This is a genomic window from Photobacterium sp., from assembly GCF_033720175.1.
Taxonomy (GTDB): Bacteria; Pseudomonadota; Gammaproteobacteria; order Enterobacterales; family Vibrionaceae; genus Photobacterium.
On record NZ_JAWWDA010000011.1, the window covers coordinates 52,145 to 74,128 of the forward strand.

Here is a 21,984-nt window from a genome sequence, read left to right on the forward strand (position 1 = left end):
AATTCAATTCAAGCAAAGATCTGGCGCGATGCTAGCTCAAGGCTCCGGGCTGGCTAACTTTCAGCTTTAAGATGATGCGGGCGAATACCCAGCAGTACCACCGTCGCTAGATAAACTGCCGCGCCCAGCGCAATCAGCCCTGTCAGCCACAGAACCCGGGAACTCAATGGCCAAGCCAGCCACTGTTCTATCGCCGGGAGCATCCAGAGCAAGGCAGCAACCATCATCACACCGGCCACCGCTAAGCGCAGTACAAACATCAGGGTCGTTTTCGATACCTGATAGACATTTGCGCGATGCAACCCGCGATAAAGCAAAGCGGCATTGACTAACGCTGACAGCGCAGTGGCCATCGCCAACCCGATATAGCCATAGAAAGAAGCAAAGATGGCGTTAAACACCATATTCGTGAGCATGGCGATAATACCGTAACGAACGGGCGTTCTGGTATCCTGCCGGGCGTAATATCCCGGAGCCAGCACCTTGATCAGCATAAAATTCAGCAGACCAGAAGCATAAGCCAACAATGACAACGACGCTTGTTCGACATCCGTCGGCATAAACTCGCCACGCATAAATAATACCATCAGCATCGGTTTCGCTAATACCATCAGGCCCAGCATCGCCGGAATACCGAGCAACAACACCATACGTACGCCCCAATCCATCGTATGGGCAAAGTGCTCGCTGGTTTGTTCGACATGTTTGCGTGACAAGGCCGGTAGGATCACCGTGGCAATCGCAATACCAAACAGGCCAAGAGGAAATTCCAGCAACCGATCAGAATAGTACAGCCAGCTAATCGACCCCGTAGCCAGAAAGCTAGCAATAAAGGTATCAAACAGCAGGTTGATTTGACTGACTGATACCCCAAACAGCGCGGGTATCATCAAGGTACGGATTTTCACCACGCCAGGATCATTCCAGCCCCATTGGGGTTTTACCAGCATCCCGGCCTTGGCGAGAAAAGGGAGCTGAAACAAAAATTGGATAAAACCGCCTAAAAACACCCCGATGGCCAGACCAATTTCGGGTTGCGCCAGGTTCGGGGAAACAAACCAGGCACAGCCAATGATAGCCACATTCAAGAACACTGGCGTAAAAGAAGAAACCGCAAATTTCCCCAGAGTGTTTAGGATCGCCCCCGACAGAGCAACAAAAGTGATGAACCACAGATAAGGAAAGGTGATTTTCAGCAACAAGCTCGCCAGTTCAAATTTTGGTGCCGCAGGACCACCATTTAACCAGTCGATAAACCATCCTGCGCCAAACATAGCCGTCACAATCCCCGAGCCCAAAATACCCAGCAGAGTCACTACCGTAACGATCACTCCGAGGGTACCGGACGCACGTGCAATCAACTGGCGGATCTTGTCTCGGTCTTCTGCAGCATGATATTCTGTCAAAACAGGAACAAACGCTTGAGAGAAAGCACCTTCGGCAAACAATCGGCGTAAAAAGTTCGGGATCTTGTTGGCAAAAATGAAAACATCGGCCGTAGCCCCTGCCCCCATTAGATTCGCCACGACGACATCTCGTACTAAACCGAGCACTCGAGAGACCAATGTCATGGTGCTAACTATCAGTCCAGAGCGTAAAAGACGCTTACTCACAAAAAAAAACCTCATAAAGATGGTCTAGAAAGGTGTCTTCCCGACCCAAATGCTGGTAAAATCTGTCGCCATATTAACTGTGTTAATCCGCAAGTGCCAACTAGATTGGTTAGGCGGATATTTGCACAAATCATTTGACAATATTCGGTTAAGCAGGCATAGTCCTCGGCCTTAAATTGTCACCGTACCAAGATTTGGGAGTTACACCCTTGGCAAATATCAAATCTGCTAAGAAACGTGCTATCACTTCAGAAAAACGCCGCCAGCACAACGCTAGCCGCCGTTCTATGATGCGCACTTTCTTCAAAAAAGTTATTACTGCTATTGAAGCTGGCGAAAAAGAGAATGCAACTAAAGCATTCGCTGACATGCAACCTGTTTTGGATCGTATGGCTACTAAAGGCCTAATCCACAAAAACAAAGCTGCACGTAATAAAGCTCGTCTAGCTGCTAAAATCAAAGCTCTTTAATTTTAAGAGTTACGATTAAGCAAAAAAAAACCGGCATTAGCCGGTTTTTTTATCTCTGAAATATATCGATAACTTTTCAACAAATCCTGAGCCGCCTGACGGCCCTAGTCTTTACCACAGTACATATTATGAAGCAGCTGGATCATCGCCCTGACTTCATCACTCTTGAGGCGATAAAAGACCGTTTGTGCTTCCTTCCGGGTTTCCACTAACCCATCTCGCCTTAACCACGCCAAATGCTGAGATAATGCAGACTGGCTTAAGCCTAGTTTCTCACTCATCATCCCCACCGACATTTCCCCTTCCAGCAAATAGCAAAGAATGAATAAACGTCGCTCATTGGCCATCGCTTTTAGTAACACTACAGCTTCGGGCGCATTTTGCTCCATCTGTTGCAGATCCATATTCTCTCTGCCAATTAATTTAAGTCAATGCTAATATACTTGTTTTTAATAGGGTTTACTAGCGATGAAAGAATAAAATATATTTCGGGTAACTTTTTTGCAACATTATTTAAACAGGTACTGGAAGTCAGCCTCGCAGATTTTTTTCACTGCCGGATGCATAATCATCCGCTCTGCAAAAATGACATAATATTCTTCTTTAATATCTTCAACGCGTTTCAGCTCACAAATGGTATTAGACTCTTCAATCTCTTCCGCATAAATAGAGGGCGCCACAAACATCGAGTGATGGTAAGAGCCGAATGCTTTCATTAAGGCGGCGTCATCAAACTCACCAAGAATATTTGGCGTGATCCCTTGCTGATCAAACCATTGATGCAACTTTCGTCCCATTGCAGTACGCCTGCCAGGAACCAGTAATTTATAATCTTCGATGCAGGCCGGAAAATTCAGTGGCTTCGCGGACACTGAACAAAAAAAGCTCATGCTCGACTCTCCCAGCTTTTTACTATACAAGCCGGGGCTTTGTGCTGAATCTACCGGGCAATCAGAAAGGATCATATCCAGCTTGTGCTGTGACAGCTGCTCTAGCAGCATCTCGTGGGTCGACTCATAGCAACGTAACTGAATACGCGCATCGTCAGGGATCCCCTCCAGCAAGACTTTACTCACCAGCCGTTTGGAAAGTGCATCGGCCACCCCAACTTCCAACAGTTGATTCTCGCGCTGGGTATAGTTAACAATATCGAGCATCTCATAACTCAAATCGAACATCTTATCGGCATACTTAAATACCAGCTGTCCGAGCTCTGTCGGCTCGATATTGCGGCCAACTCGCTTGGTCAGCTTACCTTTAAGTCGCTCTTCCAGGGTGCGGATCTGGCCCGTGACAGTTTGAGGAGCCAAGAACAGAGCATCTGCAGCTTTGGTCACTGAGCCTTGCTTGCAGACCATCCAGAAGTAGTAAAGGTGGTTATAATTCAGGTGGGACATTCAGTCTCATTCTTATAAATAAAAAAACCCCAGAACGCAGCTTACGCTGAGCATCCGGGGCCTTCAATATTTTTCACATTCAGAACAAGATCCAGTGCGGATTAATTTTCCATTTGAACCGACTTTTTCTCCATCTGCACCGTCTTACGGTAACGCTCGCCTACCCGCTGCTCTAAAGCACGAGAGCGATATGAATCATCCTGTTCAACCATTGCTGTGCTGTCAACCGCAGCCTTTCCGTGGCTTAAACCCGTTAAGTAAGCTTGGCAAAGTTCTGTCTTACTATTGTCGATGCAGGCGTCATAATCGGAGCCTCCGTAGGCCGATGACGATGCCAGAATTACAATACTTAGAAGGTAACGCTTCATTTATGCCTCCGTTCGTTCCTGGTTAATTCGTTTCTGCTTTTGGCAGAACGCGACTCAGTAAGAAGTAACCCACGACAGCTGCCACCGTAGATCCCAACAAAATTCCCAAACGTGAATAGGTATTAAAATCAGCGGGTGCGCCGACAAAAGCTAACGACGAGATAAAGATAGACATTGTAAAACCGATACCGCACAGCACTGATACTGCAAAGATATGATTTAAACCAATACCATCCGGTAGTTTTGCTAAGCCGGTTTTCACTGCAATATAGCTTGCGGTGAAAATACCTAACGGCTTACCGATAAATAAGCCCATCGCGATACCAACCGGCAACATCGATGTCATGCTTTCCAGTGAGACGCCTTGTAACGAGATCCCTGCATTGGCAAAAGCAAATAACGGCAGAATGAAGTAAGCGACATAAGGGTGCAACACGTGTTCCAGGTGCTTGAGCGGCGAATTCTTGTCCGAGTGCCCCTCCTTACCATTTAATGGAATGGCAAAGCCCAGTACCACACCCGCTAATGTGGCATGTACGCCAGACTGCATTACGCTGAACCACAATACGGCGCCTACAATGAGGTACAAAGAGACTTTCGTAACGTTCTTCGCATTCATTACAAACAAGGTTGTGGTTGCAGCAAAAGCAACCGCTAGCGCTATGGTTGACAGATCAGAGCTATAAAACAGTGCAATGATCACGATAACGCCTAAGTCATCGATAATTGCCAGAGCCAGTAAAAAGACTTTCAGGCTAACCGGCACGCGGTTACCTAGCAGCGCCATAACCCCAAGCGCAAATGCAATATCAGTCGCTGCGGGTATCGCCCAGCCCTGTATCGCAACCGGGTCGGCAAAGTTAAATGCAACATACACTAACGCCGGAGCAAGCATCCCGCCCACGGCTGCAATAGCAGGGAAGATCGCTTTCTCTTTGGTGTTCAATGCCCCTTCAATCAGCTCACGTTTTACTTCCAGCCCAATCAGCATGAAGAAGATCGCCATCAAACCGTCATTAATCCAATGCTCAACGGACAGGCCCGCGATATAAGAATGCAGTGTACTGCTATAAAGATCTTGTAACGGAGAGTTAGCAATCAGCATTGCAAGCATGGCAGCAATAATCAAAATAATGCCGCCTGCTGACTCTAATTTAAGAAACTTACGAATAGTATCGGTCATTAACCGCCACTCCTTAACATAACAAACATGACTAAATACTAATGAAACTAGTCTAATCGCACGCAGGTATGACCGATAATCGTTTGTTTAGTGTAAACACCTCGGTAAAACCGAGTAATTGCGAATTTAACAAAGTAATATCCGCACAATAAATTTATAGAGCAAAATAATTACCGGTTGTTTCACTGGAATTTTTATAATCACTGAAATTTTTTACTCTTTTTTATTGCAAGCCGAAGAGTGCATTGTTGAGGAATCCATTCAAAAAATCACAAAAAAGAGGTTTTTAAAACAATCAATTACCCTTAAAAAATATAATTCAAGCCGGTACTAAACCACTCCTCCTCAAATTATAAAACAACCACACCCCCCTTTTATGACAGTCAGTGTCATATTTCTGAAATATTCGCCATCTACCATCGCCTCAGATTTCAATAAAATGACACCCAAACGACATACTATTGTCATGGAGAAATGATTATGACTACCCAAGCCACGACTGCTGAATCAACAAACAGCTCTATGCGCTGGGTCCGCTGGGCAAACCTGGCGTTCATGCTTTATGTACTGCTCGTTGCTGTATCTATGGTCAGCAGCGGATTTAAATGGTCTGTAGGTGAACAAGCTAAAACCTTATTTGAATTTGCATCCCATCCGATAGCTGGCCTGATGATTGGCCTGGTGGCAACGTCGCTGATTCAATCGTCCAGTACTGTTACCTCGATCATTGTTGGTCTTGTGGCGGGTGGTCTGCCGGTAGAAACGGCGATTCCAATGGTAATGGGTGCCAATATCGGTACAACCCTGACCAACACTCTTGTAAGCCTAGGTCATGCTCGCTGTAAAACAGAATTCCGCCGGGCATTTGCCAGTGCAACCGTGCATGACTTCTTTAACTTGCTCGCGGTTGCGATCTTCCTGCCACTGGAAATGATGTTTGGCCTGCTAGATAAAGTCTCTTCATGGTTAGTCTCACCAATGCTGGATGCGGGTGATATGAGCATGAAGGGTATGAACTTCATGAAGCCGTTAACAAAGCCTGCCGTTGAACTGGTGAAAGGCCCGCTGGAAGCGATGGGCAACATGGGCGGCATCGTACTTATCTTTATCGGTATTGCACTTATCTTCATCGCAATCAGCGCAATGGGTAAGCTAATGCGCAGCCTGATGGTTGGCCGTGCGCGTGAAATCCTAAAGAGTGCGATTGGCCGTGGTCCGCTACACGGTATTGCATCAGGTACTATTGTAACGATTCTGGTTCAATCTTCTTCTACGACCACCAGCCTGATGGTACCGCTAGTCGGTACCGGTGTCCTGAAAGTACGCGATGTCTACCCATTCACATTGGGTGCAAACATTGGTACGTGTATCACGGCGCTATTGGCGGCAACCGCGATATCTGGTGAATTCGCAGTCTTTGCCCTGCAAATTGCTCTTGTACACTTATCATTTAACCTGATGGCTACACTGCTCATCTTCGGCATCCCTGTACTGCGTGAGCTTCCGCTAAAAGGTGCATTCTACTTAGGCGAACTCGCAACGAAGAGTAAAACAGCCGTTGCTGGTTACATTGGTCTCGTCTTTATTGTTATTCCGGGCTCTATTCTGGCGTTCACAGTTTAATAAACTAACGCCTGACGTATCGCTCTGACATAAAAAAGCCCCGCGCATTCTCTGGTAACAGAGGGCGCGGGGCTTTTTATTTCGGTTTATTTATTTCTGTTTAATCGCTAAATACTATCAATTATACAGAAAATGGATATTTGATAGGATCATGGTGCTCATAACCGACCACTTCAAAATCATCCATCGTTACCCAGGTTTCCAGATCTTCCAGGCTCTTAATCTCCGGATTGATAATCAATTGCGGAGACTCAAACGGTTCACGTTTAAGCTGTACATCCCGCATCAGATCCAGCTGATCTTCATAGATGTGGGCATTAATGATCTTGTGATAAGCCTGACCGGGTTTGTTACCCGTGATTTGTGCCATCAGCGCCAGCAGCGTGTAGACTTGGATCTGGTTGAAATTGAGCCCCAACGGCACGTCACACGAACGCTGGTAGCTCGTCAGATACAACGTATCACCCAGCAAAGAAAAGGTATGAGTGTGCATACAGGGGCGCAAACAACCCATATCAAATTCACCCGGGTTGTAGAAAGTCAGAATTTCACCACGGTCATCTATTCCCTGGCTCAGATCATCAACAATTTTGCGCAGCTGATCAATGGTTGAACCATCCGGCTTCTGCCAACTTCGGCCCTGAACCCCATACACGCGGCCCATGTCGTCTTGGCCTTTGCGGTGCGGGTTGCTTAACCATGCTTCATTATCATTGGCATTCATATCCCAGGTCTTGGTACCCAGAGCACGGAAGTCCGCCGCATTATCATAACCGCGGATATAACCCAGAAGCTCAGCAATCGCCGCTTTCCAGAAGCTCTTGCGCGTTGTAATGAGTGGGAACTGGTTGTTTGCCACATCATAGGTTAAATCGGCATTGACGACGGTAAGGCATCGTTTCCCCGTTCGCTTGTTTTCAATCCAAACACCCTCGTCAACGATCCGCTGACATAGGTCTAAATACTGTTTCATCGTCCTACTCGCTAATTTAACTAAATCTCGCCGGCGACAAGCTGCGCTTGCCCCTGATGGCGGCGATTTTACCAGAATCAAAAAAAAGCAGCATCTTTCGATACTGCCTTTGTGCGTTACCTATTAATCGGACTTAAACTTACGCCGCTTTGCCTTTAGGCTGCGTTTTATACGCCCATAGCACCATCAGCAAACCACCGATGACCATTGGCAGAGAGAGGATCTGCCCCATACTTATCCAGCCGCTAAACAGTCCCAGGTGGGCATCTGGCTCACGGAAATATTCGACAATAAAGCGGAAGCTACCGTACCCCGTCAGGAACAAGCCCGACACCGCGCCTGCCGGACGCGGCTTACGAATGAATAGGTTCAAAATCAGCAATAGTACCAGCCCCTCTAAGAAGAACTCGTAAAGCTGCGACGGGTGACGAGGCAACGGACCGCCGGTAGGGAAGACCATCGCCCAGGGCACATCGCTGACACGCCCCCATAGCTCGCCATTAATAAAGTTACCCAACCGGCCAACGCCTAAACCAAAAGGCACCAGCGGCGCGATAAAATCCGCGACCGAGAAGAAAGTGCGGCCGTTTTTATGGCCGTACCAGAACATGGCAGCGATCACGCCCAGTAACCCGCCATGGAACGACATACCACCGGTCCAGACTTTAAACAGATAGAGCGGATTAGCTAAAAACAGATCGAAGTTGTAGAACAACACGTAGCCAATGCGCCCTCCTATTACCACTCCCAGGAAGCCAGCGAATAACAGATCACTAACCTGTTCATGGGTCCAGCCACTGTTCGACTTACTCGCTCGCCGATTAGCCAGCCACATCGCAAAGGCAAAGCCAAGCAGGTACATCAGGCCATACCAGCGGATCGCGAGAGGACCGATTTCAATTAAGATCGGGTCAATATTTGGAAAGGTTAAAAAGCTTTGGCTCATTATGCATTCTCATATTCATACTTGTATGGCGGGTAAATATCTCGAGTCACTCTTCGACTTAGTCCATCCCGTCATCACTTATCCCAAAAACATTTTGCTACCAATGAAGAGCAGAAAAACCGCAAAAAATTTCTTTAATGTCATCGTCGGCAAACGGCTCACTAACGCCGCACCATAACGTGTTGTCAGCATTGACGTCGATACTATTCCTAACAATGCAGGCAGATAAACATAACCAATACTCATTGCCGGTAAGGTTTCATTCCCGACACCGGCAGCAATAAAGCCGGTCATTCCTGCAACCGCGATAATCGCACCGGACAGTGAAGCGCTGCCGATAGCACACCGCATTTCGACCCCGTGCCAACTTAAATACGGCACCGTTAACGAGCCGCCACCAATCCCCGCCAGGCTGGAGATAACCCCAATCATTCCACCACTACAGGCGCAGGCCACCGAACCTGGTAATTCCCGGCGACGGGTCATCCGCATTGATACCAGCATCTGTACCGCCAGTAACAACACAATAACGGAAAATATCTTAGGTAACAGTTCCGTAGGTACCAGTTCAGCAATGACACTGCCGCCTAGGCCGCCTAACACCACCCCGGGGGCCATGCTTTTTACAATCGAAAAATCCACATTACCCAGTTTGATATGGTTACGAGCTGAAGCACCAGAGGTTAATACAATACTGGCCAGCGATGTGGCCAGCGCGATATGCATGACTAAACGGCCATCAATCCCCGCTTCGGGCAGTAACCATAACAGCGCAGGTACGACTACCAGCCCTCCACCGATCCCCAATAACCCGGCTAACAGCCCGACCCCGCTTCCTAACACCAGACACATGGCAAACAGCCATAGCGTGCTTTCTAACATCCGACTACCTACTTACCAGCTCTGATAAAGCCACCTAAACCGCGTTCTTCGACGAAGTCTGTTGTTTTGCTACGCACATCATCGGCTAATGTTGCCGTCAATGCAAACTGAGTCAGCTGTTGCATTTCAGCCAGTGTTATATGCCGTAAGATATATTTGATCTTGGCAACATTACGGGTATTCATACTCAATGAACGATACCCCATACCGACCAGCAATAAGGCCCCGACAGGATCTCCCGCCAGCTCTCCGCAGACACTAACCGGGATCTCCAGTCGATTTCCGGTATCGATTATGTGTTTTAACGCGTTTAAAACAGCAGGGTGTAATGAATCGTAGATATTCGCGACCCGCGCATTGTTGCGATCAACCGCGAGTAAATACTGCGTAAGATCATTACTGCCAACCGAAATGAAATCAACCCGGCCTTTTAATGCCGCTAACTGATACAAAATAGAAGGTACTTCAATCATGATGCCAAGCCGCGGACGTTTAAGCTCAACACCCTGTTCTTCAGCGTATGCCGCAACCTCGCAATACGCGCGTTCAATCAGGCCCTTGGCCTCATCCAACTCGGCAATCCCGGAGATCATTGGCAGCAAAATATCCATGTTATCCAGCCCCATGCTGGCTTTTAACATGGCACGTACCTGGATCAAAAAAATCTCAGGATGATCGAGGGTAAAACGGATGCCGCGCCAGCCTAAAAACGGATTGTCTTCTTCTATCGACAAATAGGGCAGCGGTTTGTCACCACCGATATCAAGGGTACGCATTACCACCGGCTGATCCGGGTAAGTGGCTAAAATGGCCCGATACTGTGAGGTTTGCTCTTCTTCTGAGGGAAAGCTGCGCTGCAGCAAAAACGGCACTTCGGTACGGTAAAGGCCGACCCCATCGACCCCTTTATTGACGGCAATGCTGGTATCAGCACTGAGTCCGGCATTGAGATGGATATAAATGCGCTGGTTATCTTTGGTATAAGAAGCTTTGTCCAGCTCCCCTTCCACGATTTTAGCCAGCTCATTTTCTTCTTTAAGTAAACGGCGGTATTCCGCCAGCACATGAGGATTAGGCGTCACCAGCAAATCCCCCCGATAGCCATCAACGATAACCAGGCGGTTGTGGACCATCTCCGGGATAAAATCGACGCCCATCAGTGCAGGTATACCTAATGCCCGCGATAGAATAGCAGCATGAGAGTTTGCCGCCCCTTCCTGCGCGACGACGGCCGCCAGTTTCCCCGGCGGAATAGTCGCTAACATCGCCGCGGTCAACTCGCGGGTGAGCAAGACGATGGGTTCATCCCACAGCTGTTCGGTGACATCGTCATGATGTAAGAAAAAGAGCAGACGCTGACCCAGTTCACGAAGATCCCGAGCGCGTTCTTTCAGGTACTCGTCTTTCATCTTGGCAAAACGCGCGGAATAGGCTTCTACGACCTGGCGAATTGCCCACTCAGCCTGATCCCCTGCCAATACTTTGGCAAACAGGTCTTTACGCAACATGGGATCGTTTAACAGGTGGCTGAACAGATCAAAAATCGCCAGCGTTTCCTTATGCAGATCGCTGTCAAATCGCTTCCGTAAACGCCGAAACTCCGCACTCGCGAGCTCAATTGCAATGCTCAGACGCTCTTGCTCGGCTTCAATATCGAGGCAGGATGCGGGTAAAACCTGCTCCAGCTGCAACTGATTATCATCCCACCAGGCTTTTGCCACCGCAACGCCGGAAGACGCCGCTGAACCGACAAGATGCAGGCCGTCATGCTTATCAGGCCACATACCTTGCGCTTTTGCATGAGCCAGAATGACCGCCAGCTGAGCAGCCAGCGTTACCATGAAAGATTCTTCGCTTTCATCAAACTCACGTCGCTGACGCTGCTGGATAACCAACACGCCGAGTACCTGACGCTGATGAATAATGGGGGTACCAAAGAAAGATCCAAATAACTCTTCCCCGGTGCCGGGAAGGTGTTTGAAATGAGGATGGGTTCGAGCATCAGCCACATTGATCGGCTCGGCGCGGCGACCCACCAGCCCCACCAGCCCTTCATCAAACCGTAATCCGACCTGACGACGGGGCTTATTCAACCCCTGGCTTGCCATTAATGTGTATATTTGTCGTTCATCATCGGCGATGTAAACAGAACAACAATCTGTCTTCATCGCCTGACATGTGCTGACTACGAGCAGATCGAGCGCTTCAATCAAATTTTGAGCACTGGCGACTTTCTCAACGATTTCTCTTAGCTGTGTCAGCATAGTTTGCCTTATCTGCTATACCAAACGGATTAAGGATAGATCCTCATTGACCCTCACTTGCCTTTACGCTTAAGTTTTCGTTCTTTGAACGGCATCGCCATTGCGGCGAATTCTTTTAAGGCACGGCGATATACGTCGCGCTTAAAAGACACAACCTGACGAACTGGGTACCAGTAACTGACCCAGCGCCAACCATCAAACTCAGGCGTCTTGCCTCGCTGCATATTAACCTTTGACTCATCGCATTCCAGGCTGAGCAAAAACCATTTCTGTTTTTGCCCGATACAAACAGGTTTGGAGTCCCACCGGACAAGACGTTTGGGTAACTTATAACGTAGCCAATGACGGCTAGAAGCTAAAATCCTGACATCTTTTTTGGTAAGTCCCACTTCCTCATACAATTCTCGGTACATGGCTTGTTCAGGGGTTTCCCCTTCATCGATGCCACCTTGTGGAAATTGCCAAGAATGTTGTCCATATCGTCGAGCCCAGAAGACCTGGCCGTGGCTATTACAGATGACTATCCCAACATTAGGACGGTATCCATCGCCATCTATCACTGGACGACCTCAAGTATAAATCTCTATTAACAGTGATTTTTTCACAGATCGTGGGGAGCGGTAAACAAACATTCTAATTAATAACCGTTTTTTACTACCTAGCACCCAATTTTGGGATAACTTTTTTGCTCAGACCAATTTATAAACAGACAAGTGAGACCTACGCCACATTTATTCACTCTTTCTGTGGATAGATTTGTGAAGAAGCTTAGATAAACAGCTGTTTCAACAATTTCACGATCTTATAAAAAACCTTCACCTCTCAAAAAATAAAAAAATTAAACTTAAAAATCAACATGATATAAATTAAAAATTATCATTAAAAATTAATTTCCGAGATCATTATTGTGACCGTAACAAGATCGGTCAAAGATCCACCAATATTGAAATTATCCACACTTGAAATCATCAACAGCCAAAAGTCCGACAAATAAACCGCCTAAATAACCGACACACCCCTGTTTATTTAACCAGCACGGCGGGAGTTAAAATATTTATCCAAACATCCTGTGGATATCTTTGTGAAAGATCCTTGCATTTATTCTGAATAACAAAAAATATCATTATACATTGCTCATCAACAACCGAAAAAATGGAAAAATAACAACTATAATCAAACCCTTACAGCAAATACAACCTACCATTTACCGTCATGTTTAACCCTGAAACCGAAGGATCGAACAGATGTTGACCATTTTGGTCGTGAACAAGACTGAACAGCTAACCAGCAGATTCCTCAATACCACTGTGATAAAATACTGTGACTTACGTTGCTCATGCCTTACTATGATCAACAACGATATCGGTCAGATGACAATATTTCGTGCCTTACAACCCCCCTCTCACTTTTATATGCCTTAATTGCTATGCGCCCAACACCTCAATCAGAACAAGAACTGCTGGCCCGTGCCGAAGAACTGGCCGGTTTAACCTTAAAAGAGCTGGCACAGCAGGCCGATATGATCACCCCGCCCGATCTCAAGCGAGATAAAGGTTGGGTCGGCCAACTGCTAGAATGGCATCTCGGGGCAACGGCTGGCAGCAAACCGGTTCCTGATTTTGCTGAACTGGGTATTGAGTTAAAAACGATCCCGATTGGATATAGCGGCAAACCGCTTGAAACGACTTTTGTCTGCGTTGCCCCGCTGATCGGACTGCATGGTCTGAATTGGGAAAACAGCCATATTCGCCATAAGCTGTCGCGGGTTCTGTGGATCCCCGTGGAAGGTGAGCGAGATATCCCCCTGGCAGATCGTCATGTCGGCTCTCCTCTGCTCTGGAGTCCATCGGCACAAGAAGAACAGCGTTTACGCCAGGACTGGGAAGAGTTAATGGATATGATAGTGCTGGGACAGGTCGAACAGATCACGGCCCGACATGGCGAGATCCTGCAGTTACGCCCTAAAGCGGCTAACAGTAAAGCACTGACAGAAGCTTACGGTGCCAATGGCCAACCAATAAAAACCTTACCCCGAGGCTTTTATCTGAAAACCGCCTTTACCGCAGAGATCCTCGAACGTTATTTCATTCTGTAATATCTGAACAGTACGTTGCTGTATTACAGAGATATCTGCATATCTTCCCGGCATTGCGACACTTGACCATCTGTAGAAAACTCATCATAGGGATCGATCACCCGCAACACGACAGACGTGATCCCTAACGGTCGTAAAAATTCTTTGATCTGTTCTATCGACTGAAAACGTAACATCTCGTCGTGATCATCTTTCAACGGCTCCAGATGATGCTTATACTCCACTTCCATCAGATAGTCCGAGCAGCTGGCGTAACTGGTTATAATACATTTAGGAGCCGCCCCATGCCCCGATTTCAGCCAGTGTTTCAATTGAGATAATTTCATCGCAGCCCCTTCCGTCGTTATCTTTAACTGACACCCCTGAACTATAACTATGTGTCATGATGGGCATCTCATCAAGTTACCCGTCACATTCCCTACACCGCATGGCCAAGAAGCCACAATACATCGAACTGCTACCTTTTCAGAGCCCCATGACTATGTTATTACTGCAAGATATGACTGACAGTCCAAGGAGGGCTCATGGAATACCATCAAATCCCCCACTCTTCGCTGGAAGTAAGCAAGATATGCCTGGGTACGATGACATTTGGTGAACAGAACACGGAAGCCGATGCGCATAACCAGCTTGATTTTGCCTTCGAGCGCGGGGTCAACTTTATCGATACCGCCGAAATGTACCCCGTACCGCCGAAGTCTGAGACTCAGGGGCTGACGGAAACTTACATCGGCAGCTGGCTAAAACGATCCGGAAAACGCGATAAAGTTATTCTCGCGACAAAAGTCGCAGGGCCTCGCAACCTGCCTTATATCCGTGACAATATGGCACTTGATCGCCGGAATATTCACGATGCCGTCGAAACCAGTCTCAACCGGTTACAAACCGACTATATCGATCTGTATCAGCTGCACTGGCCACAACGTGAAACTAACTGTTTTGGCCAGTTAAACTACCAATACAAAGAAGATCATTCTGGTGTCACGATGGCTGATACCCTTGATGCGCTGGCTGAGTTAGTCCGTGCCGGTAAGATCCGCTATATCGGCCTTTCAAATGAAACGCCTTGGGGAGTGATGTCTTATCTGAACCTGGCCGCTAAACACGATTTACCACGCGTCGTCACTATCCAAAATCCCTATAACTTGCTGAATCGTAGTTTTGAAGTCGGCTTATCTGAAATCAGCCACCATGAAGGAGTAGAACTACTCGCCTATTCACCGCTGGCATTCGGTACACTCAGCGGTAAATACTTGCATGGCGCTCGTCCTGAAGGTGCCCGCTGCACCTTATTTGAGCGCTTCTCTCGTTATTTCAACCCGCAAGGCGTGGCCGCAACACAAGCCTATGTCGACATTGCCAACAAGCACGGATTGGATCCCGCCCAAATGGCATTGGCTTTTGTCAATCAGCGTCCTTTTGTTGCCTCTAATATTATCGGGGCAACGACCCTGACTCAGCTGGAAGCCAATATTGCCAGTATCGATCTTGACCTGACCGAAGAAGTGTTGAGCGACTTGGAACAAGCCGGAATCCGCTATTCTAACCCGTGCCCATAATAGTCGTTGCGTTAAGTTCAGAATACTAAGTAGTTTCCATTCGATGGTTATGGTGCCCCACTCATTAAACAAGAGTGTGGGGCACTAGGATTACGTAACTGATCTGAAAAGATATTCTCGCCTTAGAAGATAACCTTTACGCTCAGCCGGCGTCGCTCGAGCCTGTAACCATCCTGAAGACTTTTAGCGCTATGCACGAAGTCTTCGCTCTGAGTTGCTGTTCGTGACTTAGCAAATTCTGGGCAGCGGTTCAAATGAGGGAAGATCTAGCCGTCGTGTTCCTCCAAATAAACCTGAAAGCGTCACCCGACGCTGATCGTTGACTTGCCCGATAATGGCCGCATTCGCCCCTTCTGCCGTGGTCTTCATTGCGGCTAAAGCATCCTTGGCATCTTCTTTGGTCACCACCGCAATCAGCTTTCCTTCATTGGCGAAGTTAATCGGATCCAGCCCCAACAGCTCACAGATACCACGTACCTGGCTGGAAATCGGTAACTGGCTCTCAGAGACCGTAATACCACAGCCAGAACTCGCGCAAAACTCATGCAGTACCGCATTAACCCCGCCGCGGGTTGCATCGCGTAACGCTCTTACCCCTTGAATATTCTTGAGGGCAGCGACAAGCGGATATAAGGACTGACAGTCGCTGCTCAGGCTCCCTTCTATCCCCAGATTTTCACGCAGGTTCAAGATGGTGGCACCATGATCGCCAATGGTTCCGGAGACAATCACCTGATCGCCGGGCAGGATCTTATCAGCGCCATAATCAATCCCTTGCGGGATCACGCCAAGGCCTGAGGTATTGATAAACAGTTTGTCTGCCGCCCCTTTAGGGACAACCTTGGTATCCCCCGTCACGATTTTAATCCCGATCTGAGCGGCGGTATCAGCCATCGATTGCACCACCCGCTTCAGTACCGCGATCGGCAATCCCTCCTCTAAGATAAAACCACATGATAGGTACTCCGGCCTTGCACCGCTCATGGCGACATCATTTGCCGTTCCGCATACCGCAATTTTACCTATATCTCCTCCCGGAAAAAAAATCGGGTCTATAACATAAGAGTCGGTGGAAAATGCCAGTCGGTCACCTGTTTGCTGTAACTCAGAAATCGAGATCCGGGCCTGATCTTCTTGCTTATCCAGCTCGGTATTGCTGAAGCTCTGGACGAAAACATCCTGAATAAGCTGTTGCATTGCCCCGCCGCCATTGCCATGGGCAAGGGTTATTAATCCACTCATTAGCTAATTGGTCTCTAGACGATATTGATAATAGGCCGCGCAAGCGCCTTCTGAGGAAACCATCAACGCGCCAATGGCATTGGTCGGCGTACACCGCTTTCCAAACAACGGACAGTCATAAGGTTTACAGCGCCCGGTTAACACATCCCCGCAACGACATGCTTCAGGCTCGACGGCCGTGGAATGATCAATCGTAAATTTTTGCTCAGCATCAAAATCAGCATAATCCGGGGTCAATTGAATGCCGGAATCAGCGATATGTCCCAAGCCACGCCAGTGGCTTGAGTGCTTAACGGTAAACACCTCTGCCATCGCTTTCAGAGCCACGGGGTTGCCTTGCTTGATAACCACACGTTGATATTGGTTTCCGATCTCACAACGCTGATCACGGAACTGCTCCAATAGCATTAAGATTGATTGCAAAATATCCAGCGGTTCAAACCCCGTTATGACAGAAGGCTTATAAAAATCGCGAGCTATAAACTGATAGGGTTCCGAGCCCACAATCATGCTGACATGGCCGGGCAATAAGAAACCATCGATGCGGATATCAGCCTGTTCAAGCAGCGCTTTCAATGTCGGCGCAATAGTAATGTGCTGACAGAAAAGACTAAAATTAGTCACCCCCTGCTGTTTGGCTTGTTTAAGCGTCATCGCGGTCGACGGCATCGTCGTTTCAAAGCCCAGGGCAAAGAAAATAATTTCATGATCCGGGTTTTCTCTAGCAATGCTCAATGCATCAAGCGGCGAATAGACGATCCTGACCTGATACCCGCGGGCTTTGGCATCGAGTAAAGAGCCATTGGTTGCGGGAACTCGCATTGCATCACCAAAAGTACATAAAATCGTCTTTTCCGCCCCACCTAACGCCATAAAGTCATCTAACCGTGACATCGGCAAGACACAAACCGGACAACCCGGGCCGTGTACGAACTCGATCCCGTCAGGTAAGAGCTGATCAAGACCAAACTTAAAAATGGTGTGGGTATGTCCTCCGCAGACTTCCATTATTTGCAAAGGGCGCTCACGGCTATAAGCAAGCTCGGCAAAAACAGCATTAATATGCTCAACGACTTTTTTAACCAACAGGGGATCACGAAACTCATCGACAAGTTGCATTATTATTTCCGTTTCTGATTATCAAGCTGGCTAAAATCTGAAATTTCGTGCTCAAGTGCCTGCATTGACTGTAATGCCTGTAAGGTTTGCTGCGCTTGCCGTGCATCAATCACTGCCATTGCAAACCCGACATGAACAAGAACCCACTGTCCGATAAGTTGCTCAGGCGAAATGCCGGGCGCTAACAGACAGGAAATATCGACCCTGCGACTAATACCACAAACGTCGATTGTCGCCCCCGTCTGGCTATGCTCATCGAGTGCAATAATTTTGCCCGGGATCCCTAAGCACATCAGGCCGTCTCCAGCCAATTAAACCAGGCACTCATTCCTTCACCGGTGGTGGCTGACAGCGGGATCACCTGAATATCAGGATTCACCCTGCGCGCATTTGCAATACAGTTATCAATATCAAAACTAACGTAAGGGAGGAGATCGATTTTATTGATGATCATCAGCGGGGAAGCGGCAAACATATTAGGATATTTCAACGGCTTATCTTCACCTTCCGTGACTGATAAAATCGCAACTTTGTAGTTTTCACCAAGATCAAAACTTGACGGGCAAACCAGGTTGCCGACATTTTCAATAAAAAGGATCCCTTCGTTATCCAGGGAAAGCTGGTGGTATGCATCATGTACCATTTTCGCATCAAGGTGACACCCTTTGCCGGTATTAACCTGAATGGCTGGTACCCCTGTGGCCCGGATCCGATCGGCGTCATGCGTTGTCTGCTGATCACCTTCAATGACGGCACACGCCCGCCGTTGTCGCAATTGCTTGAGCGTCTCGGCCAGTAATGTTGTTTTCCCTGAACCGGGGCTAGATACAAGGTTAAGCACTAATTGCCGGGCCGCGGAAAAATGTTCGCGGTTATGCTCTGCCAGCTGATCATTTTTACCCAGGACATCCATCTCTATTTGAATAAGTTGACGCTGGTTGAGTCCGGGAACATGTGTGCCCGCTTCGCCCTTGCCATAATGCAGATCACCTTGTACCGAGTGCTCCGGTGCTAGCTCGTGAGAATGGCCGGCCTGTTTTTCTACGGCCGTCGAATTTTCTTGAGCAGCGCCATGATAGTGATGGTGATGGTGATGGTGTACATCGCCCTGATGATGGTAATGGTGGATCACGACAGTTTGTCCTGCTCCATAGTCCGATCCCGTTCTTTGCTCATTGCCACGATCTTGAGCCGTATCATGGCCATGGTGGTGGTGATCACGGTGATGATCAGAGTGAACATGATGCTCACCTTGTTGCTCCCCTTCTATACGGGGCTCGCCGCAGCCGCAAACACTACACATTTTTATTCCACCTCAATTTCTTTGATACGCAAAGCGTCACCTTGGGCCACTGTCAGCTGATAGCCCTTACAATGCGGACAACTATCACCGCGCTGCGCTATTTCAACATCTTGCCGGCAGTCAAGACACCACGCTATCGCTTGTTGACAGATCACATGCAGTTTTGCATTTGCCGCAACGGAGTCTTTCGCGGCAAATGCAAAACAAAATTGCAATGCTGCCGGATCCACACAAGATAAGGCACCGACCTCCAACCAAACCGCGGTGACGTTCCGAAATCCCTTGATATGTGCCTGCTGGTCTAATAATTTGACTGTTTCGAGGCATAATGACATTTCATGCATCTGACTGCCCCAGACTAATACGTTGCTTCCCACAAAAGGAGGCTCACAAACCCCGCGCCAGGATCGTATACGGCGACCAATAGAGACTCACAGGTCGGTAGCCCGAGTTTCAACTTGCTGTTAGAAGAAGCTTAGCTAAGCGATGGGATCCATACAAAATAAAACGTTGATGAAAAACGTTAATTTAAAATAAAAGCGAAATGAGCATGGAATGATCTAAAAATAAGCCTTTGGAAAAATGACCGTTATTTGTTATTAAAGAGAACAACTTGAACGGTTATTATCCACAGCCGCTATGGCTATCTGTCCTAATGCTAGGCCACCATCACCGCATGAAAAAAGACTGGGCTGTAATATATTCAAGCGATTATCAAAGTGACTCATCACCAGCTTGGTTAAGAGCCGGTTATGGAAAACACCTCCGGTCAAAACTAATGTCGTAATGTTATGTTCTCGACTTTTCATCAATACCAGTTTGACAAAAGCGCGAGCAAGAGCGTCATGAAACAACCAGGCTTTTTGTTCCTTTGAGCAATTTAATTTAAACCACTGCAACCAAAAGACATTTAAATTCAATGAATTGCCTTTATTGTTCAATGGTATATCTAACTGCTCGTTTAAACGAAACGTATCAGCCTGCCATGCCAGACTTTCCAACTGACAAGCCGCCTCTCCTTCATAGTTAATCTGGTCAAAACAAATTCCAAGAGATGCCGCTACGCCATCAAACAAACGTCCGGCAGAGCTGGTAGCCGGTGCATACGTTTTTTGTTGGATCACTTTCAATAATAACGGCCAGGGTTTGTCCTGAAATAGGGTAATACCTATATGCTCTTGCCACTCTGGTATAAATGTTTCAAGCTGAGAAAGTAAGATTCGCCAGGGTTGTTTCGCTGCCATATCACCGCCAGGAAGTGGGCATTCAGGCAGTCCCCCCAATTTATGGCAGTCTTGATAGTCAGCCAGGAGTACTTCCCCCCCCCATAGCGCCTTATTCGGCCCCACTCCGATACCGTCCAATGCGAGTGCTAATACTTTTCCATCCGAAAGCGTCCAACCATGCTCAAACAGACACGCCGCCACGTGTGCATGATGATGAAAAACCTGACTGACGGGAACCTCCGGATAATGGGCCTGAATAAGTAAGCGAGTTGAATAATAGGGATGGCAGTCTATAACCAGCCTTTCCGGCTGCCAGTTATACACTTCCGTAAAGTGGTCAAGACTTTGCAAGTACTGTTGTTGAATTTCAATTTGTTCCAGATCACCAAAAAACTGACTGACAATGACATCGTTATCCCGCCCGAAGGCAAAACTGTTTTTCAAATCACCACCAGCGGCTAATATCTTGTTAACGGACGGAAAATCATCGGGAACGGGTACCGCATTAGGGACATAACCTCGGCTTCGACGCAGCATCTCTAATTGGTTCTGCCCATTAACCCGAACAAGCGAGTCATCTGCTCTTTGTATTATGGGACGATTATTCAATAAAAAGAGATCGGCAATCTCTGAGAGCTGAGATAAAGCTTGCTGGTTGGTCATCGCGGGCGGATACCCCGTCGCATTAGCCGATGTCATCACAACCGGTATTGCCAGTTGCTTTGCTAACAAGTGCTGCAGTGGGTTAGCCGGTAACATCAAGCCGACTTCGACCAATCCGGGGGCAATTTGACTTGAGATATAATCGACAGACTGTTTGTTTTTGGTCACTAAAACAATCGGGGCTGCACTGGATACCAGCAGAGCAGTTTGATGTTCATTCATTTCCGCAATCTGGCTCGCCCAGGCTAAGTCGGGCACCATGACCGCAAGCGGCTTGGTCAGACGGCGCTTTCTCTCCCTTAATTTACTAACCGCTTGGTCAGAGCCGGCATCGCAGACAAGGTGAAAGCCCCCCAGACCTTTCATCGCCACAATTTTACCTTGCTCAATAGCCTGAGCGGCTAGTAAAAGCGCATCTTCAGTATGTTGATCTCCTTGCTGATCAATCAGCCACATAACCGGACCACAGACAGGGCACGCTACAGGCTGGGCGTGAAAACGGCGATTGGCCGGATTTTTATATTCGGTTAAACAGCAATCACAAAGAGGAAAGCCAGCCATCGTTGTCGAAGGTCTGTCATAAGGCATGGCAGAGATAATAGTGAAACGGGGACCGCAATGAGTACAGTTTATAAATGGATAGCGGTAGCGGCGATCATGCCGATCAAAAAGCTCTTGCTGACACGCTTTACACGTTGCCGCATCGGGGATGATCTGAGTCTCCATCTCGACTTGCTGCGACGCAATGATCTCAAAGCCGTGAGGGATCTCCAGCCAGTGATAAACCGCCGTCTCAACACTTTCGATAAAAGCCAACGGCGGACAGCGATCCCGGATTAACTGGAGAAATAGGGCCACATCCGTCGTCGGAGCTAAGCGTATCAGCACCCCTTTACTGTCATTTAATACATGGCCGACAGCCGCCAGCTCTTGTGCTATTTGCCAGATATAAGGGCGAAAACCCACCCCCTGAACCCTGCCTTTAACTCGGATCTCTATGCCTGGATCAGGCTTATCGCATTGCTTGTCCATTCATTTTCATTAACCCAAAAAGTACA

At 47.8% G+C, this 21,984-nt stretch carries 21 protein-coding genes; 4 read left to right on the top strand and 17 right to left on the bottom strand.

The features are described from left to right. Positions 1-53: 53 nt before the first annotated feature. Positions 54-1,613 carry a murein biosynthesis integral membrane protein MurJ gene (gene murJ / locus R3289_RS13335; RefSeq protein ID WP_413466704.1) on the bottom strand — a complete coding sequence of 520 codons (1,560 nt, stop codon included), beginning with the start codon at positions 1,611-1,613 and terminating at the stop codon, positions 54-56. A gap of 209 nt (positions 1,614-1,822) precedes the next feature. Between murJ and rpsT the strand changes: the two genes are divergently transcribed. Then, positions 1,823-2,083: a 30S ribosomal protein S20 gene (gene rpsT / locus R3289_RS13340; protein ID WP_318926146.1), complete on the top strand. Its 261-nt coding sequence runs from the start codon at positions 1,823-1,825 to the stop codon at positions 2,081-2,083. A gap of 104 nt (positions 2,084-2,187) precedes the next feature. Here rpsT and R3289_RS13345 read toward each other — a convergent pair whose 3' ends face one another. The 4 genes from R3289_RS13345 to nhaA form a co-directional block, all read right to left on the bottom strand. After that, complete coding sequence (locus tag R3289_RS13345) at positions 2,188-2,487, bottom strand: metalloregulator ArsR/SmtB family transcription factor (protein WP_318926148.1); 300 nt, start codon at positions 2,485-2,487, stop codon at positions 2,188-2,190. Positions 2,488-2,592: 105 nt separating this feature from the next. Next, positions 2,593-3,480: a transcriptional activator NhaR gene (gene nhaR, locus R3289_RS13350; protein WP_318926149.1), complete on the bottom strand. Its 888-nt coding sequence runs from the start codon at positions 3,478-3,480 to the stop codon at positions 2,593-2,595. Between the two features lie 101 nt (positions 3,481-3,581). Next, on the bottom strand, positions 3,582-3,848 hold the full coding sequence (locus tag R3289_RS13355) for a hypothetical protein (protein ID WP_318926151.1): 267 nt from the start codon (positions 3,846-3,848) through the stop codon (positions 3,582-3,584). 22 nt (positions 3,849-3,870) lie between these two features. Beyond that, the gene (gene nhaA / locus R3289_RS13360; RefSeq protein WP_318926153.1) at positions 3,871-5,031 is read right to left on the bottom strand and encodes a Na+/H+ antiporter NhaA; all 1,161 of its coding nucleotides are present in this window, start codon (positions 5,029-5,031) and stop codon (positions 3,871-3,873) included. A gap of 480 nt (positions 5,032-5,511) precedes the next feature. Here nhaA and R3289_RS13365 point away from each other — a divergent pair, with 480 nt between their 5' ends. Then, on the top strand, positions 5,512-6,654 hold the full coding sequence (locus tag R3289_RS13365) for a Na/Pi symporter (RefSeq protein WP_318926154.1): 1,143 nt from the start codon (positions 5,512-5,514) through the stop codon (positions 6,652-6,654). Positions 6,655-6,775: 121 nt separating this feature from the next. Here R3289_RS13365 and R3289_RS13370 read toward each other — a convergent pair whose 3' ends face one another. The 5 genes from R3289_RS13370 to rppH form a co-directional block, all read right to left on the bottom strand. After that, on the bottom strand, positions 6,776-7,627 hold the full coding sequence (locus R3289_RS13370; RefSeq protein WP_318926155.1) for a thymidylate synthase: 852 nt from the start codon (positions 7,625-7,627) through the stop codon (positions 6,776-6,778). A gap of 139 nt (positions 7,628-7,766) precedes the next feature. Next, complete coding sequence (gene lgt / locus R3289_RS13375) at positions 7,767-8,573, bottom strand: prolipoprotein diacylglyceryl transferase (protein WP_318926157.1); 807 nt, start codon at positions 8,571-8,573, stop codon at positions 7,767-7,769. A 78-nt stretch (positions 8,574-8,651) separates the two neighbouring features. Beyond that, entirely contained in the window at positions 8,652-9,455 is an 804-nt protein-coding gene (locus R3289_RS13380) for a sulfite exporter TauE/SafE family protein (protein WP_318926158.1), read from the bottom strand. An 8-nt stretch (positions 9,456-9,463) separates the two neighbouring features. Then, positions 9,464-11,719 carry a phosphoenolpyruvate--protein phosphotransferase gene (gene ptsP / locus R3289_RS13385; protein ID WP_318926160.1) on the bottom strand — a complete coding sequence of 752 codons (2,256 nt, stop codon included), beginning with the start codon at positions 11,717-11,719 and terminating at the stop codon, positions 9,464-9,466. A 53-nt stretch (positions 11,720-11,772) separates the two neighbouring features. After that, on the bottom strand, positions 11,773-12,279 hold the full coding sequence (gene rppH, locus R3289_RS13390; protein ID WP_318926161.1) for an RNA pyrophosphohydrolase: 507 nt from the start codon (positions 12,277-12,279) through the stop codon (positions 11,773-11,775). 866 nt (positions 12,280-13,145) lie between these two features. Between rppH and mutH the strand changes: the two genes are divergently transcribed. After that, on the top strand, positions 13,146-13,814 hold the full coding sequence (gene mutH, locus R3289_RS13395) for a DNA mismatch repair endonuclease MutH (RefSeq protein WP_318926162.1): 669 nt from the start codon (positions 13,146-13,148) through the stop codon (positions 13,812-13,814). Positions 13,815-13,837: 23 nt separating this feature from the next. Here mutH and R3289_RS13400 read toward each other — a convergent pair whose 3' ends face one another. After that, complete coding sequence (locus tag R3289_RS13400) at positions 13,838-14,140, bottom strand: DUF6482 family protein (protein WP_318926164.1); 303 nt, start codon at positions 14,138-14,140, stop codon at positions 13,838-13,840. Positions 14,141-14,338: 198 nt separating this feature from the next. On the opposite strand from R3289_RS13400, the gene R3289_RS13405 reads away from it, so the two are divergent. Then, positions 14,339-15,373 carry an NADP(H)-dependent aldo-keto reductase gene (locus tag R3289_RS13405; RefSeq protein WP_318926166.1) on the top strand — a complete coding sequence of 345 codons (1,035 nt, stop codon included), beginning with the start codon at positions 14,339-14,341 and terminating at the stop codon, positions 15,371-15,373. A gap of 228 nt (positions 15,374-15,601) precedes the next feature. Here R3289_RS13405 and hypE read toward each other — a convergent pair whose 3' ends face one another. The 6 genes from hypE to hypF all read right to left on the bottom strand — a co-directional run bounded on the left by hypE (position 15,602) and on the right by hypF (position 21,958). Next, positions 15,602-16,615, bottom strand: a complete 1,014-nt coding sequence (gene hypE, locus R3289_RS13410; RefSeq protein WP_318926167.1) for a hydrogenase expression/formation protein HypE — start codon at positions 16,613-16,615, stop codon at positions 15,602-15,604. Between the two features lie 3 nt (positions 16,616-16,618). Next, complete coding sequence (gene hypD, locus R3289_RS13415) at positions 16,619-17,734, bottom strand: hydrogenase formation protein HypD (RefSeq protein ID WP_318926168.1); 1,116 nt, start codon at positions 17,732-17,734, stop codon at positions 16,619-16,621. Between the two features lie 2 nt (positions 17,735-17,736). After that, on the bottom strand, positions 17,737-18,027 hold the full coding sequence (hypC, locus tag R3289_RS13420) for a HypC/HybG/HupF family hydrogenase formation chaperone (RefSeq protein ID WP_318926169.1): 291 nt from the start codon (positions 18,025-18,027) through the stop codon (positions 17,737-17,739). Further along, entirely contained in the window at positions 18,027-19,037 is a 1,011-nt protein-coding gene (hypB, locus tag R3289_RS13425; protein WP_318926170.1) for a hydrogenase nickel incorporation protein HypB, read from the bottom strand. Before hypB ends, hypC begins: the two co-directional genes overlap by 1 nt. A gap of 2 nt (positions 19,038-19,039) precedes the next feature. Further along, the gene (hypA, locus tag R3289_RS13430) at positions 19,040-19,414 is read right to left on the bottom strand and encodes a hydrogenase maturation nickel metallochaperone HypA (RefSeq protein WP_318926172.1); all 375 of its coding nucleotides are present in this window, start codon (positions 19,412-19,414) and stop codon (positions 19,040-19,042) included. Between the two features lie 222 nt (positions 19,415-19,636). Then, positions 19,637-21,958, bottom strand: coding sequence for a carbamoyltransferase HypF (gene hypF, locus R3289_RS13435; RefSeq protein WP_318926174.1), 2,322 nt, complete (start codon positions 21,956-21,958; stop codon positions 19,637-19,639). Positions 21,959-21,984 lie beyond the last annotated feature (26 nt).